Source organism: Pedobacter sp. ASV1-7 (assembly GCF_040203335.1).
GTDB lineage: Bacteria > Bacteroidota > Bacteroidia > Sphingobacteriales > Sphingobacteriaceae > Pedobacter.
This window is the reverse complement of record NZ_JBEHBV010000012.1, coordinates 35588-52338: the sequence shown is the minus strand read 5'-3', so window position 1 is coordinate 52338 and position 16751 is coordinate 35588. Positions and strand designations below refer to the sequence as shown.

Genomic DNA, 16751 nt, shown 5'->3' with positions numbered 1-16751 from the left:
AGGACAGAATCACGCAAATACCCGCACAGAAACTAAACATTAGTAAATATCAATAATATTTTCCAGCTTTTTCCCGCAAAACACAATCTTAGTTTCATGTTTTGTAAAATTAATGTTGCACAAACCTGCATAAATAAACCATAAATTGCTTTCACATTTTTGACTACATTCGCACTCCATTTACCTGGAGTTAAGTTTTTTAATATGCTAAAAAAAGAACGACACGATTTCATTATGCGCCAGATAAACTTGCACAATCGTGTACTTAGCTCTGATCTTATTGATCTACTTAATGTATCAGAAGATACCATTCGGCGTGATCTGCAGGAGTTATCAGAAAAAGGGCAATTATCAAAAGTACATGGCGGCGCACTTTCAAAATCTTATCAATCTTCCTTTAACGACAGCGAGGTATATGCCAAGGAAGCAAAAATCATCATCGGCAAAAAAACGATTCCTTTAATTAAGGACGGGATGGTTGTTTTAACAGGAGGAGGCACATCAATCATTGAACTTGTAAAACGCCTACCTGAAAGTTTAAATGCTACTTTTTTTACGATCAGCCCCTTTGTAGCCATAGAACTTGCTAAATATCCTAATGTAGAGGTTATACTTATTGGAGGTATTTTCTCTAAGAACTCTCTGGCAACTTACGGTGGACATGTAATTAATCAGCTTGCCGAAATCAATGCCGATCTATGTTTAATAGGAACCAGCGCAATCCATCCACAAGATGGACTCACAGATACAGACTGGGAGATTAACCAACTCAAAAAAGCCATGCTAAATTCATGCAAGAAAACAGGTATCCTCTGTATATCAGAAAAACTAGATACTTCACTAAGGTTAAGAGTCGCCTCTTTAGAAAATATTGATTATCTAATCACTGAACTTGATCCACAAGCTCCGGAACTAATTGCATATAAAGGAAATAACCTTAAAATACTTTAATGCTCCCAATTGAGTTCAGACTCGACACCATTTATTAAATAAAAAGCGACACATCATGAAATGTGCCGCTCTTAATTTTATAGGTAAACTTAATTTGAAATAATAACTACCAAAGCTTTGTCTGAGTCAACTTGAATCCCTTTTCTTCATATTGAACAATCTGCGCTTGTCCTACAGGAGCTAGATATGACCGATCAGTAAAAGCGTTCCTGTCCCTTGCACCTGTCACCATCCAGAAACCCACCATCGCAGCTGCATTGGTACCATTATAAGTCACAATAGTTCCATCCAGTTTTTTCACTTTTACAGTAAGTGCCGCAGCATTTGCCGGAGTTAAAAAAGCAGGAATCTCTGTCTGAACATTTACCCATGGTCCCAATAAATAATCAGGATTAGTGCTAAAGTTCATATAATTCAGTTTTTTCCATCGCTTCAAATCGAGTAAACGAGAGTGTTCAAATGAGAGCTCCATCCTTCTTTCCCTTCGAATTTCCCAAATCAACTCTGGTACATCTCCATCACGGACCGGATCATTTGGATAAGCACCCAAATTTAATGGCGCCGTTTTCTGTATACCTTTTGCTATCGCAGTTCCATCTAATGGGCGATTACGAATTGCATTAATCGATCTATTTAAATCCATTTGACTTACAGCTACACCTCCATGATATTGGGCTAATTCTGCTTTTGCCTCTATCCAATTCAACACTACCTCACCCAAACGCATTACCGGAGCATCACTCGTATTAGTATTACTACCCCAAGCTGGAGGATAACTTTTACCAATAAAGGTAATCGCTTCTCGTGAAGCAAACTTATAACTATATAACAAAGTTGCGGATGAAGCCAATGGCCTATCGATAAACGAAGCCTCAAATCTGGGATCTCTGGTTTTTACAAGATCAGCTATAGCAAAGGAACTCGCATTAGGAACTGCTGAAGTTTGCCATACCTTGCCATCATTCGCAATAAAAGATTTAATAAATACCAGGTTTGCATCCACCCCCGGAACTTCCGTCCCATTACTATAAGAACCAATTGAATGAAGAATCCCTAAGCCTGCATCGTATGATCTGTAAAAAAGAACTTCCGGATTCCCTGCCAAATTATCAGAAGAAAATAAAGCTTTATAGTCACTAGTAAAAAACCATTTGTTTGCATCCATTACAAAAGATCCAGCCTCTACAGCAAACTCCAGATACTTTTTTGAACGAGCTTGATCCAGATTATGATAATGCTGAAAAGTTCCCTCAAACAGCATAAACCGAGAAATAAAAGCAGCAGCAACATACCTATTCAAGTATTGAGAATTTACATCGCTTAAACGCATATTTGCCATTACATATTTGAAGTCATCATAAACCTTATCCATCACCTTACCCCGATCATCTCTATCTATATAAGAGGCCGCAAAATCATCTTCTTTCAATTCCTTATCAAAATATGGAACATCACCAAATACACTTACCAATCTACAATACTCATACGCCCTAAAAAATCTAGCCACAGCCGTCCAGTGCTTATAAGCATCATCCGTAAGATTCGGCTTAGTGACATTGTCTATGCGGTTAAGAAATAGATTTGCTTTACGTACCCATGCAAAATCCCAGGTTGGCCCCGCATATGTTGACATCCAGGCAGCTACTTCAGAAACAGAGCCCCTTGAGCTAGGGATACTACTTTCAAAAGCAGTCTGAACATTTTTACCTGTTAAATCATCCGAAAAGGTGTACCCTCTGATCGGTGTATAATCTGCTGTAAAACTGGAATTATACCCATTAAAATAATTGGTATAGAACCCCGTTCCGTACAGACGAAGATCATCTTCATTTCTCCAGAAGTTATCATTTCTGTAAGTATCCTGAGGCGGCCTATCTAATACATCTTTATTACAAGAAACAAATAGAACAATTACTGCAATCAGGCTATATATATATTTAAAATATCTCATATCTCTAAGTTTTAAAAGTTTAATTGAACGCCAAATGAAATACTTTTAAAAGCAGGTATTCCAGTGCCTATACGACCCAAATTGTAATTATCCTGATTCCACATAGAATATCCACTGATTGCTTCTGGATCTATTGGCAAATCACCTAATTTATCCCAGGTGATAAAATTTTCTATAGAAGCATATACCCTAAGTGAACTAACACTTACCTTTCTCAATAAATCCGAAGGCAGAGAATAACCTAAAGTTAGATTCTTAAGTCTGATATAAGCCATATTTAATAAATAGCGATCCTGTACCTGTAAATTGTTATTTACATTACTCCCTGCATTATTATACGCTGCAGGATAAAATGCTCCAGTATTTTGCGGTGTCCAGTAATTTTCAGAAAAGGCAGCAGGCATTGCTCCATCAGCAGAGTTATAACCGGGAATGGCAAGAAATCCATCACCCCAAATCTTACGACTCCCTACCCCCTGGAAGAAAGCACTAACATCAAACCCTTTAAAATCAAAACCTAATCTGAAACTATATTCATACCTTGGTGTTGAGTTACCTATTTTCTCCAAATCGCCATGATCATTCAATAATCCTTTTCCATTACTAATCTCGCCATCGCCATTTACGTCGATAAACTTAACATCTCCAGGTCCAAAATTAAAATCTGCAGAATTTTGAAGAAATGGTTGATACACTGGCTTTTTACCATCAGCACCTGCTTTTAACTTATATGCTTTTTTATTACCATGCAAGGCACTTTCTGCAGTAGTTAAAGTAATCAACTGAGGTTTTCCAGCACCATCTAATTCAAAATCACTAAGTTGATACAAGCGATCTGTACGGTACCCCCAAATCTCTCCAATTGTTTTTCCAACATAATTTTCATTTACCCCTGTAAGTGTACCATATTTCGTAATAATTGATTTCGCATCTGAAAGAGTAGCTCTAAGGTTAACACCTAAACCATTTTCAAACCTATGATTATAATCTACAGCAAGATCCCAACCTCTGGTACTTAATTCACCAAAATTACTAACAGGAGCTGCTGCCCCAAAAGTTAAAGGAACACCCTCCATTGGTACAATGGCATCCTTAGAATCGCGCTGATAAATATCAAAAGTCACATTCAAGTTGTTATTCAAAAATCCCAAGTCCACACCAAGATTTTTATTCACAATATTTTGCCATCCGATAGAAGATACTACTGCCGTAGGTGTTCCAACATACGGAGCTCTTACCCCACTATTAATCCAGCTAGACATCCCACTTAGCATTTGTGATATATATAAGCCAGATGACACGGTCTGATCGCCAATAGAGCCCCATGAACCTCTTATTTTCAGCAATGATAATGATGGCTTAGCCCAATCCATAAATTGCTCTTCACTAGCAACCCATCCTGCTGAGAAAGACGGAAACCATCTCCACCACAAATCGCGAGGGAATTTCGAAGTACCATCATAACGTAAATTAGCCTCCAATAGATATTTATTTTTAAAGGCATAATTGACACGCCCAAAATACCCCAACTGTGCCTCCCTGTATTTATTACCACCTCCCGTCGTTGTACCGGCAGCAAACGCAAACTGTGGATTAGTAATATCACTGAGGTTAGTGATCTGTGTGAATTGTGACTCTCTGCTAAGTGCTACACGATTAATACCCAAAATAAATTTAAAATCATGATCTTCCTTTAATTTCAGATTATAAGTAGTAAAGGCATTAATTGTATGTGTATACCAGTTGCCTGCAAATCTGTACATATGATCTGGATTAGCACCATTTGCTGTATATGTTTCTTTCAAAAGATCGAATGCTGCAAATGAGCCGGGCGTACCACTCGAAACTACCTGACCGGCAGAATTTACATAGACAGGAGCCCCGCTCCCGTCCAATCTCGCTCTTGGAGCAACCCAGGAATTTCTGGCAGTATATCTTGTTCCAGGCCTATTCCAAATTGTATCCTGATTAGAGAATGTATAATCAAAGTCCACTTTCCAGTTGTCTTTAATATTAACTGTAGCACCAGCATTGACATTAAAATAATTTTGTAGAATTTTTGCTGTATTTGCCGCCGCAGCCTCACTAGCTGGGCTTCGTATAGGATCACCATTTTCATCATTGCCAAATGGATACAATGGGCCCCAACGATAAAGATACAACCAAGGGTCAGCAGTGGTCGAGTTAGTGATATACGCATACTCTTTATTTCTTTGAACATACATTGCGCCTGCCCGAACTGTAAGATATTTATTAAGCTCACTTGACACTTTTAATGAACCATTATACCTGGTAAACTCATCCGATTTAGCAGGCTTCATCATACCACTTTGATTTAATGCCGCTAATCCTATATTATAACTTGTTTTACCCGTTGTACCGCCAATTGATAAGTTGTGCTGCTGAGTTGGTGCCCACTCTTCAACCATTAAATCATATGCATTATAAGTCCTAACCCCCATCTTCTGGTTAGTAGCACCCTGCACATACCAATCTCTTCCAAAAACTGTAGGATCATTTGGACCAACTGTACCTCCGTAAGTATTCTGCCATTCAACAGCTTTCTCATAACTAGCCCGATCTACATAATAAAATGCACCAACAGGTGTAAATGTTCCTATACGCTCAGCAGCATCAACTGTATACTTCAAAGCACTAACTTCTCCCATTCTCAATTTTTTCCATGGATTCTGAAAAGAAAAGTTATTAGTGTAACTGATTGTTGGCTTATCAGATCCTGAACCTGTTTTTGTGGTTATTAACACTACACCAAATGCGGCCTTTGCTCCATAAATAGATGAAGCAGCAGCATCTTTCAATACTGTAACATTTGCAATGTCTGCTGGATTAACGAGCTGAATGCTAGGTATTTCAACGTTATCTAATAAAATTAAAGGTTGTGCAGTTCCTCTGAATGAACCAATCTGTCCTCTGATTTTAATAATCGGATCAGACCCAACTTCTCCACTCGGAATCACCACACTTAAACCTGGTGCAGCGCCCTGTAGTGACCTTCCAACATCAGCAACAGGCCTACCAAGTAGAGTCTTATTTACATCAATTGAACTAACCGCACCAGTCAGATTAGATTTTCTCTGCGTACCATAACCAACAACTACAACCTCACTCAACCCCTGATCACTTTCTTTAAGTGATACATTATAAGTTGTTGTCGCCGCCGTTATTTTTAATTCTTGTGTTTGGTAACCTATGTAAGAGAATGTAATTACGTCACCCACACTAACACGAATGGAATAATTACCATTTGCACTGGTTTCGATAGTAGCAGGTGTGTTTTTAGATTTAACAGTAACCCCGGGGAGCGGGCTGCCATCTGACGAAGTAACTTTACCAATGATTGTTTTTTGCTGCGCAAAAACATGTGCGAAGAACAAAAAGCAACCTAAAGTTAGGAGTAGTTTTTTTTTCATAAACGCCGATTTTAATAAAGGTTTAGAACTATACTTGGTATTAATCGAGAATTGAAAAAAACGCGCTAACCCGCATAAAATTCAACGCTCTTATAAATATAAAAAAGAATTTTCATATAAAACAATAAATTTTTACTAATTTTCTATCAAACCAAAGCAAACCCAGCAAAAACACGCAAAATACTGCACGCGCTCAATTGATATAATTTTTTTTACATTCGCTAAAAATTTCATTTATGCTCAAAAAAGAAAGACACGGCTTTATAATGCGTCAGATTAACCTGCATAACCGTGTACTTAGTTCCGATCTTATAGACTTACTTAATGTATCAGAAGATACTATTCGCCGCGACCTACAGGAATTATCAGAAAAAGGACAATTATCAAAAGTACATGGTGGTGCCCTTTCAAAATCTTATCAGTCATCTTTTGATGATAGCGAGGTATATGCCAAGGAAGCAAAAATCATTGTTGGCAAAAAAACGATTTCTTTAATTAAGGATGGAATGGTTGTTTTAACTGGAGGGGGAACTTCAATTATTGAACTTGTAAAACAACTACCTGAAAACTTAAATGCTACATTTTTTACAATCAGTCCTTTTGTAGCAATAGAACTTGCAAAATATCCTAAAATAGAAGTTATACTTATTGGCGGTATTTTTTCTAAAAATTCACAAGTAACTTATGGCGGACATGTCATTAATCAGCTTTCTGAAATCAATGCAGACCTGTGCTTATTAGGAACAAGTGCAATTCACCCCCATGATGGACTAACAGATACAGATTGGGAAATCAACCAGCTTAAAAAAGCCATGCTAAATTCTTGTAAAAAAACTGGTATTCTCTGCATTTCAGAGAAATTGGGAATTTCATTAAGATTAAAGGTAGCAGCTTTAGAAAACATTGATTATTTAATTACAGAGCTTGACCCTCAATCTCCTGAACTTAGTGCATATAAAGTAAATACACTTCAAATTCTCTAACGAATTTAATCAGTAAGGTAAACATATCTTTCCCATTGTAACTGATGGAACACCCTGCCTATTTCCAAAATTTGTATTTCCACCCACTAGAGTTTCGTTAGCTAAAATAGCAAATAATACACCCTCTTTAGCATCAGGATTAATCTCCAAATCATCCGTTGTATGGAATGAAGCGTTATAAAGTCCTTTTTTAAGCTGATCTAAAAGCATCGGATTATGGATTCCACCTCCACTGATATAAACAGCAGGCCCCGCAGCTTTTCCAAAACATTTTTCAATGGCATTAATAATTACCCGGGCAGAAAAACAACACAATGTAGCCAGTACATCTTCATTCCTGATAGTCATGGTTCCTGATGCCTTCTGGGCCTGCTCAAGATACCCCAGATTAAATAGCTCAGGACCTGTTGTTTTAGGAAAGTCTGCATCCAGAAAACCAGATAGCATTAACTCACTTAAAAGTGCCTCACTAATTGTTCCAGAACTTGCAATAGTAGCATCCTTATCAAAATAAAGTCCTGAATAGTTTTTTTGAACATACTGATCCATTAAAGTATTTCCTGGCCCAACATCTGTTGAGAAAACCTTAGCAGCATCATTATCTGCCGGGAGATAGGTAAAATTGGCAATTCCCCCAATATTGAGCATAATCCGATCCTCACCCTTTTTAGAAAAAAGCAGATAATCTCCATAAACAGCTAAGGGAGCTCCCTCACCACCAGCAGCAATATGCTTTTGTCTGAAATCGGCTATTGTTACAATTCCTGTTTTAACCGCTATATGATCTCCATCTCCTATTTGCAAAGTCCCATCCGGATAACCATCCAGACCATGTAAGGATTTAGGAGCATGAAAGATCGTTTGTCCGTGACTCGCTATCACATCTATTTCATCAGATTTGTAACCCCAAGAATCAATTGCTTCTAAAATCATTTCTGAATGCACCAATGCAATCTTTTCATTCATCATACATACCATTTGCAGATCTGCATCACGCCTGGAGAATATAGACTTTATTTCTGCTTTAAACGTCTCTGTATACTCAACCGTCTTAAACTCAATTACTCTAACTTTAGTATCAGTTCCACTTCCAGACACCCCGCATAAAGCAATATCCAGTCCGTCCATTGATGTCCCAGACATTAATCCTATAATAATCCGTTCCGGCTTTTGAATAATATTGAAGATTTTCCTCCAATTTGAATTCAAACCTTCTGTACAACTTAACTCTAACTTACTATCCATGATACTTTTAATCCTGTTATAGGAATCTATGTTTCAAATCACTCAAATTTAAATATACTGGATTAAAATCTTTTTAATTAAATACTTTTTCCTCAACCTGCCCTTATTCATAGTGATCAACCGTTTGCACAAACGCCTAATTCTCTTTTCTTGTTAAGACATTGGGAAATTAAGTCAGATATACTTCTTAAAAAATTTGATAAAGTCCTAAGAGTACCTATATTTACTGCTCCGTACAAAATTTAAGAACAAAAATTAAATGGCTAGATTAAATCTTCTAGAAGAAACTCGCTTTGAAAAACTGCCTGTTTCTGTCTTTGAAAACCCCCAAGCAGCTTCACTTAGTGTTGCTCATCGTATCGGGAATCTCATTAGGGAAAAACAAAAAAACAATGCTCCGGCTGTATTAGGTTTAGCAACAGGAGCTACTCCAATTGCCGTTTATGCTGAACTTGTTAGAATGCATAAAGAGGAAGGTTTAAGTTTTAAAAATGTGATTACCTTTAACCTGGATGAATATTACCCTATGCAGCCTAACGCAGCACAGAGTTATGTTACTTTCATGAATGAAAATCTGTTTGACCATATCGATATCGACAGAAATAACGTAAACATTCCTGATGGAACCTTGAGTTTAGAGGAAATCCCTGCATTTTGCCTGAATTATGAGAAAAAGATTGGAGACCTGGGAGGATTAGATATTCAAATCCTCGGTATCGGACGTACAGGTCACATCGGATTCAATGAGCCAGGTTCTGCGCCAAACTCTGGAACACGCTTGGTTACCCTTGATGATCTGACAAGAAGAGATGCAGCCAGAGACTTCGGTGGAAAGTCTTTTGTTCCTACAAAAGCAATCACAATGGGTGTTGGCACTATTTTCAAAGCCAGAGAAATTATTCTAATGGCATGGAATAGAAAAAAAGCATCTATTATCAAGAAAACTGTAGAAGGTGAGCTTTCAAGCGAAACTCCTGCTACTTACCTTCAGCTATCAGATAATGTTGAGTTTATTTTAGATCAGGATGCAGCCTCAATGCTTACACGCTTTGACACACCTTGGTTGGTTAAAGATTGCTCTTGGGATGATAAAGCGTTAACTAAAAAAGCTGTAATCTGGTTAGCTAATACGCTTAAAAAGCCAATACTGAAACTTACTGAAGATGATTATAACAATCACGGTATGGCGCAGTTAGCTGTCGAAAAAGGCCCGGTATATAACATTAACATTGATATATTCAATAAATTACAGCATACAATTACAGGTTGGCCAGGTGGTAAACCTAATGCTGATGATTCACAAAGGCCAGAAAGAGCTGAGCCTGCTAAAAAACGCTCTATCATCTTCTCTCCACATCCAGATGATGATGTAATCTCTATGGGCGGTACCTTTATTCGCCTTGCTGATCAAAAACAAGATGTCCACGTAGCCTACCAAACTTCAGGAAATACAGCAGTTTGGGATGATGACGCTTTGCGTTTTGTTGAGTTCAACATAGATTTTTCTGAAAAAATGGGGCTTGATACTTCAGAATTGAAAACGTTGTATCAAAATATGCGTTCTTTCATGGCGACTAAGCAACCTAATCAGATTGACACACCTGAGATTCAAACCGTTAAAGGTCTGATCAGAAAAGGAGAGGCAATTGCCGGAGCTAGGTATTGCGGATTAGACGATGACCATATCCACTTTATGGCATTACCTTTCTACGAAAGTGGCAAGGTTAAGAAAAACCCTGTAACTGAAGCTGATGTTGTTTTAACTATGGAATTGTTGCAGAAAGTAAAACCTCATCAGGTATTTGCGGCAGGCGACTTTGAAGATCCGCATGGTACACATATCGTTTGTTTCAATATCATATTAGAAGCCTTAAAACGCTTAAGCAAAACTGAAGATTGGGTTAAGGATTGCTGGTTATGGATGTACCGTGGTGCATGGCAAGAATTTGAAACTCATGAAATTGAAATGGCTGTTCCACTTAGTCCACAAGAAGTTGAGCGTAAGAAAATGGCAATCTTCAAACATCAGTCGCAAAAAGACACCGCTGTATTCCCTGGTGATGACCCAAGAGAATTCTGGCAACGTGCTGAAGACAGAAATAGAGAAACAGCGCAGGCCTATGACAGCCTGGGTCTGGCCGAGTATGAAGCCATGGAAGCCTTTGTTCGTTATAAATTTTAGTATATTTTTTTTATTATATTTAATCCCGCTATTGCTTATTGCGATAGCGGGATTTTTATTTTAAAACCGACCATGGCTCAACCTCAGCTTATGCAGGAAGCACCTGCAAGATTATTATCACTAGATTTCTTCAGGGGCGCAACTGTTGCTGCTATGATCCTTGTTAATAATCCAGGCGACTGGGGTAATATTTACGCCCCGTTAAAACATGCAAGTTGGAACGGTTGTACACCTACAGACCTCATCTTCCCCTTTTTTCTATTCATCGTAGGTGTTTCTATTGCTTATGCGATGGGCAGCAAGAAATCAGACCCAACCACACATCATAAAACCATTAAGAAAGCACTAAAAAGAACCCTAATCTTATTTGGACTCGGTTTATTCCTCTCTCTTTATCCTAAAGTTTTCACCAACCCAATTGAGGCCATTCAAAATGTAAGGATACCTGGAGTATTACAACGTATTGCAGTAGTTTTCTTTATCTCTACGATTATATTTCTAAAAAACAGTGAGAAAAATATATTCAAAATCCTCATTAGTCTTCTGGCCATTTATTGGGCACTAATGACTTTTGTACCCGTACCAGGTGTTGGTTATGCAAATCTTGAAAAAGAAACAAACCTTGGTGCTTGGTTAGACCGCAGCATACTTAGTGAAGCGCATTTATGGAAAGCCTCTAAAACCTGGGACCCAGAAGGCATATTAAGCACCATGCCAGCAATAGCAACGGGACTATTCGGTATTTTGGTTGGAGTTTATCTGAAACGCAAAGATATCGATGCTGCAACAAAAATAGTCTGGTTATTTTGTACAGGAACAGCTGCCGTAGCACTTGGCTTAATCTGGGATTTACAATTTCCCATTAACAAAGCATTGTGGACAAGTTCATTTGTACTTTACACTGGCGGCCTTGCCACTTTGATTTTAGCATTCTGTTACTGGATTATTGACGTTCAAAACTATAATCGTTTTACCAAACCCTTCGTCGTTTATGGCGTCAATGCAATTACCGTATTCTTTTTATCTGGCATGATTCCCAGAACACTTCAAATGTTTTCTGTAAAATCGGCCAATGGTACTGAACAGAATCTCCAGGCCTGGCTATATTCAGGATTAACTGCAAACTTTTCACCCATAAATGCTTCTCTCGCATGGGCCGTTTCAGTGATTGTTTTCTGGTTGCTTATCTTATGGATAATGTACAATAAAAAAATCTTTATAAAGGTTTAAAGTTAACAACCATGATTTGCATACTACTGTTAAATTATGTTAAATTTTACCCAACTATTTTTCGTCCTTCGTAGGTTTGATCCTAAACTTAAATTCATGAAAAAATATCTTAGCGTCCTTAGCATTGGACTCTCAGTACTTTTTGTGGCAAATGTGCCTGCATATGCTCAAAAAAAGACTATAACAGTTAAAAAACAAGCTGTAAGTAGTGCAAAAAAAACTCCATCACCCCTCATCCCAAATGATCCAAATGTTAAGATAGGTAAACTATCAAATGGACTTACTTATTATATCCGAAAAAATTCTGAGCCCAAAAACAGAGCTGAATTATACCTGGCAACACGTATTGGTTCGTTAATGGAAGATGACAATCAGCAAGGATTAGCCCATTTCACTGAGCATATGGCTTTTAATGGAACAAAAGATTTTCCAAAAAATGAAATGATTAATTACCTGCAAAAAGCGGGTGTACGTTTTGGTGCAGACTTAAATGCCTATACCAGTTTTGATCAGACCGTTTATCAATTACCTATCCCAACAGATAGTACTGCTGTTTTTAAAACCGGATTTAAAATTCTGGCCAATTGGGCAGGTAAAATTATTATGGAAGGTAGTGAAATTGATAAAGAGCGTGGAGTAATTGTTGAGGAAGACCGTCAGCGCGGAAAAAATGCTCAGGACCGTATGAGTAAACAGTTGCTACCTGTATTATTGAAGGGCTCGCATTATGCTGATCGTCTGCCTATCGGAAAAGTTGATATTCTGAATAGTTTTACATATGATAAAATCAGAAACTTTTACAAAGACTGGTACAGACCAAACTTACAGGCAGTAATTGCTGTTGGTGATTTCGATGTAAATGAAGTTGAACAGTTAATTAAAGAAAACTTCTCTGCCCTGACTAACCCTCCAAATCCACGTCAGCGTTTAAGCTATGATTTACCAGATAACGTTAAGCCACTTGTAAAAATCATTACAGATCCTGAGCAGCAATACAATGTGGCCCAAATCATGTATAAACAACGTGGAAATGTTTTAAAAACAACTGCCGATTATAAAAGGAGCATGATTCATGGTATGATTAACAGTATGCTAGGTGCTAGAATTCAAGAAATCATGCAAAAAGGCAATGCACCTTTTATACAAGCGCAAAGCGCATTTGGTGCATACCAGGGAGGCCTGGTACCTAACCTTAATGCATTTCAATCTGTTGCTGTCTCTTCTTCAGGTGCTACTTTAGAAAAAGCTTTTACAGCTGTTCTTGCAGAAAATGAACGTATGAATAAATATGGCTTTACTCAGTCTGAATTAGATGTCACTAAGAAAAACATTGCTGCAGGAAACGAAATCAGGTTAAAAGAAAAGGACAAAACAGCTTCGGCTTCCCTTGTTAAAAGATATCTAAATCACTTCCTTTCAGGAACCAGCATCCCATCGACTGAGTATTCTTATGAATTAACAAACAAATTATTGTCTGAAATCACGCTTGCAGAGGTGAATGCAATAGCGAAAACACTGATTACGAAAGACAATCAGATCATTCTTATTCAGGCACCTGAAAAGGAAAAAGCAAATCTTCCGACTGAAGCTCAATTGTTAGCTGCATTAAAAAATGCATCGAACAATGTAACGGCTTATGTTGACAATTCGATTAACAAACCATTGTTAGATAAAAAACCAGTTGCCGGAAAGATTATTTCAGAACAAAAGAATGAGAAAGTAGGTGTTACGACCCTTACTCTAAGCAATGGCATTAAGGTGTTACTTAAACCAACTGATTTCAAAAATGACCAGATTATTTTCAACTCATTCTCTAAAGGCGGAACCTCTCTTGCTACCGATGCCAATTTACAATCAGCAAACGCAGTGAGCCTAATTCCTGCCAGTGGTGTTGGTGATTTCAATCCTACTCAATTGAATAAACTTCTTGCAGGAAATACCGGAAGAGCTGGAGCTTATGTAAATAGCCTTTACCAAGGCTACAACGGAAGTGCCGCACCTAAAGATATTGAAACAGCCTTTCAAATGGTTTATGCCTATGCAACAAATCCGCGGAAAGATGTAGAAATCTTCAACAAGAACATTAGCGATTTTAGAGTAACGCTTGAAAACAAAAGTGCTAATCCAGAAAGTGTTTTTGGTGATACTGTAGAGGCTGTACTTTCTTCTTATCATAAACGCGCTATGCCTACTACAATTGCAGATCTGGGTAAAATATCATTAGATGAAGCTTATAGTTTTTATAAAGATCGCTTTGCAGACAATAGCGAGCAAACATTTGTAATTGTTGGTTCTTTCAATATTGAAACTATTAAGCCGCTTATAGAAACATATATTGCAAGTCTACCTGCATTGAACAAAAAACAAAACTTTGTTGACAATGGCATATACCCTCCAAAAGGGAAAGTTAGTAAAACAGTTTACAAAGGACTTGAAGACAAGGCCTCTGTGCAACTATATATTCACGGCGATTATGACTACAGTGTTGATACCAATATTCAACTAGACGCACTAAAAGCTGCCCTGGAGAATAAAATTCTGGAACGATTACGTGAAAAGGAAAGTGGAGTTTATAGCCCGAATGTCGAATTAAGCGTTAGCAAGTATCCAACAGCCCATTATTACTTTACGATTTCTTTCAGTTGTGCAACTGCAAACGTTGAAAAGTTAATAACAGCGACTCTCGATGAGGTTCAGCATATTAAAGACAATGGTGCTACCAGCGATGACATTATGAAATTTAAATCTGAGGAACAACGTCAGCAAGAACTTAGCTTACGTAACAATAGCTTCTGGCTAAATTACCTTATTAATCGTGAAAAGTATGGAGATGATTTAGAACAAATTTTAGGCACTATAGAGAGGCTAAACAAAGTTACTGTTGAAACCTCCAAGATTGTAGCACAGAAATTCTTAAGTGATAATAATTACATCAGATTAGTATTAATGCCCCAGAAATAAGTGGATTAAAAAAAGGAGCGCAGATTAAAAATCTGTCCTCCTTTTTATCGGTTGCCCTCTCCTTACTCTTTATTCTCTATTCCCTGATCTAAAACCATCCCAACGCCTTCTGTGCTTGCTAAATCCTGCGCTTCAATTCCTACAGGGCCTGATGGCTCACTTTCATTTTTAAGTCTATCTAATGCGGTAACCAGATAATTATAACGTTTTCCTTTCTCGACATTTGTATCAATAAACTGGTGAAAATCCTCAAAGCTTATTTTAATAATATTTCTTGCATCTAAAACCTCTATCCTCTCTCCTTCAATAAAACGGTAGATCACATAACCTGAAGCAGTCTCTCCATCAGAGGCTTTTAATGGTTTTTCCCATTTTAAATGAACCCCATCCTTTTTAGCTTCAGCAGAAAGGTTCTGAGGCTGATTAGGCACAATATCATCCAACCAAGGCATTTGAGGTGGCAAAGCAGGATATTTATATAAATTATTTCTTAAAGAGTCACTCAACCCTCTTGCAACATTCGTGAAAGACTTAGAGCTAAAGAATACACTTCCCTGTATTCGGTTACTATTCCTGATATACTTAATCTGATTTGGGATCTGATGAGGAAATGCCCATGCAGCTTCTTTTCTGGTAGTCCCATTATGCATCAGGTAAGCACCGTGTCCAACATAAACATGCCTGTTAAAGCTATTATTACTCCACCAATCAACTAAGGTTCCAAATGGTGCAGCTTTGCGCGTAAAACTGAAATAAATCTGCGGATTGATATAATCAATCCAGCCTTCCTCTACCCATTTCCGGGAATCTGCATATAGTTCTGAGTAATTTGATAAACCATTTGTTGCAGAACCCAAACTGTCTTCAGAAATATTCTTCCAGATACCAAAAGGGCTTATTCCAAACTTTACATACTTCTTATAATGATGAATACTATCATCTAATTGTTTAATTAGGAGATCAACATTATTTCTTCTCCAATCAGATATATCAGTAAAACCATTTGAATACTTTCGAAATGTTGCTGCATCATTAATGGTTTGTCCGGCTATTTTATATGGATAAAAATAATCATCAAAATGAATACCATCAATATCATACCCCTTTACCACATCAAGAATTACTTGTACAATGTATTCCCTAACTTCTGGAATTCCCGGATCAAATTGCTTCTTACCTCCATACACAAAAAACAAGTCGGGTCTTTTCTTGGTCATGTGGTCTGCACTTACGACTGTATTTGCACTCATCGTCGCTCTATAAGGATTAAACCATGCATGAAGCTCCATACCTCTGGAATGAGCTTCTTTAATAGCAAATGAAAGGGGGTCATAACCTGGCGATGGAGCCAAACCTTGTTTACCCATTAGCCATTGACTCCAAGGCTCTCTTGATTTTGAATAAAATGCATCTGCAGCAGGTCTTACCTGAAGTACAATAGCATTCATACCATTAGCCTTATGCATCTCCATCAAACCTATTAATTCCTGTTTTTGTTGATCAATACTAAGCCCTGGCTTTGACGGCCAGTCAATATTTGCAACCGTTGCAACCCAAACTCCTCTAAATTCTCTTTTTGGAGCAATTTTTGATAGTGTCTGTGCTATTAGGGAAATAGGGGTTATTGTTATTGATAATAGTGCATAGATTATTATTTTAAACATTTTTAATGATTAGATGTGATATAAAATAGGTTTCTTTTTGTTGTGTTCAGTATACAGTTAGATAACTGATCTAAGCAATTAAACGATTTTTTTTTATCTGTCATACAAATTGAGTGTTTTTTTACCTAACTCTGCATATAAGCTATTCCTTTT

At 37.5% G+C, this 16751-nt stretch carries 9 protein-coding genes; 5 read left to right on the top strand and 4 right to left on the bottom strand.

The genetic code is table 11. The features are described from left to right. The first annotated feature begins 204 nt into the window (after window positions 1-204). Window positions 205-951, top strand: a complete 747-nt coding sequence (locus ABDJ41_RS21840) for a DeoR/GlpR family DNA-binding transcription regulator (protein WP_349788355.1) — start codon at window positions 205-207, stop codon at window positions 949-951. A gap of 106 nt (window positions 952-1057) precedes the next feature. On the opposite strand, the gene ABDJ41_RS21835 is transcribed toward ABDJ41_RS21840, so the two are convergent. Beyond that, window positions 1058-2902 carry a RagB/SusD family nutrient uptake outer membrane protein gene (locus ABDJ41_RS21835; RefSeq protein ID WP_349788274.1) on the bottom strand — a complete coding sequence of 615 codons (1845 nt, stop codon included), beginning with the start codon at window positions 2900-2902 and terminating at the stop codon, window positions 1058-1060. Window positions 2903-2913: 11 nt separating this feature from the next. Further along, on the bottom strand, window positions 2914-6333 hold the full coding sequence (locus ABDJ41_RS21830) for a SusC/RagA family TonB-linked outer membrane protein (protein ID WP_349788273.1): 3420 nt from the start codon (window positions 6331-6333) through the stop codon (window positions 2914-2916). A gap of 236 nt (window positions 6334-6569) precedes the next feature. On the opposite strand from ABDJ41_RS21830, the gene ABDJ41_RS21825 reads away from it, so the two are divergent. Beyond that, on the top strand, window positions 6570-7316 hold the full coding sequence (locus ABDJ41_RS21825; protein WP_349788272.1) for a DeoR/GlpR family DNA-binding transcription regulator: 747 nt from the start codon (window positions 6570-6572) through the stop codon (window positions 7314-7316). Window positions 7317-7325: 9 nt separating this feature from the next. Here ABDJ41_RS21825 and ABDJ41_RS21820 read toward each other — a convergent pair whose 3' ends face one another. Beyond that, a complete protein-coding gene (locus tag ABDJ41_RS21820) occupies window positions 7326-8525 on the bottom strand; it encodes an anhydro-N-acetylmuramic acid kinase (RefSeq protein WP_349788353.1) in 1200 nt (399 codons plus the stop codon). A gap of 295 nt (window positions 8526-8820) precedes the next feature. Between ABDJ41_RS21820 and nagB the strand changes: the two genes are divergently transcribed. The 3 genes from nagB to ABDJ41_RS21805 all read left to right on the top strand — a co-directional run bounded on the left by nagB (window position 8821) and on the right by ABDJ41_RS21805 (window position 14934). Next, entirely contained in the window at window positions 8821-10743 is a 1923-nt protein-coding gene (gene nagB / locus ABDJ41_RS21815) for a glucosamine-6-phosphate deaminase (RefSeq protein ID WP_349788271.1), read from the top strand. A gap of 72 nt (window positions 10744-10815) precedes the next feature. After that, a complete protein-coding gene (locus ABDJ41_RS21810; protein ID WP_349788270.1) occupies window positions 10816-11973 on the top strand; it encodes an acyltransferase family protein in 1158 nt (385 codons plus the stop codon). 96 nt (window positions 11974-12069) lie between these two features. Further along, a complete protein-coding gene (locus tag ABDJ41_RS21805; RefSeq protein ID WP_349788269.1) occupies window positions 12070-14934 on the top strand; it encodes a M16 family metallopeptidase in 2865 nt (954 codons plus the stop codon). A gap of 62 nt (window positions 14935-14996) precedes the next feature. On the opposite strand, the gene ABDJ41_RS21800 is transcribed toward ABDJ41_RS21805, so the two are convergent. Then, window positions 14997-16598 carry a glycoside hydrolase family 10-like protein gene (locus ABDJ41_RS21800; RefSeq protein WP_349788268.1) on the bottom strand — a complete coding sequence of 534 codons (1602 nt, stop codon included), beginning with the start codon at window positions 16596-16598 and terminating at the stop codon, window positions 14997-14999. Window positions 16599-16751 lie beyond the last annotated feature (153 nt).

Bases quoted from the DNA above. Each gene is read 5' to 3' on its own strand.
- ABDJ41_RS21805 (WP_349788269.1), top strand. From the start codon at position 12,070: ATGAAAAAATATCTTAGCGTCCTTAGCATTGGACTCTCAGTACTTTTT.
- ABDJ41_RS21835 (WP_349788274.1), bottom strand. From the start codon at position 2,902: ATGAGATATTTTAAATATATATATAGCCTGATTGCAGTAATTGTTCTA.
- ABDJ41_RS21840 (WP_349788355.1), top strand. From the start codon at position 205: ATGCTAAAAAAAGAACGACACGATTTCATTATGCGCCAGATAAACTTG.
- ABDJ41_RS21810 (WP_349788270.1), top strand. From the start codon at position 10,816: ATGGCTCAACCTCAGCTTATGCAGGAAGCACCTGCAAGATTATTATCA.
- ABDJ41_RS21800 (WP_349788268.1), bottom strand. From the start codon at position 16,598: ATGTTTAAAATAATAATCTATGCACTATTATCAATAACAATAACCCCT.
- ABDJ41_RS21830 (WP_349788273.1), bottom strand. From the start codon at position 6,333: ATGAAAAAAAAACTACTCCTAACTTTAGGTTGCTTTTTGTTCTTCGCA.
- nagB (WP_349788271.1), top strand. From the start codon at position 8,821: ATGGCTAGATTAAATCTTCTAGAAGAAACTCGCTTTGAAAAACTGCCT.
- ABDJ41_RS21825 (WP_349788272.1), top strand. From the start codon at position 6,570: ATGCTCAAAAAAGAAAGACACGGCTTTATAATGCGTCAGATTAACCTG.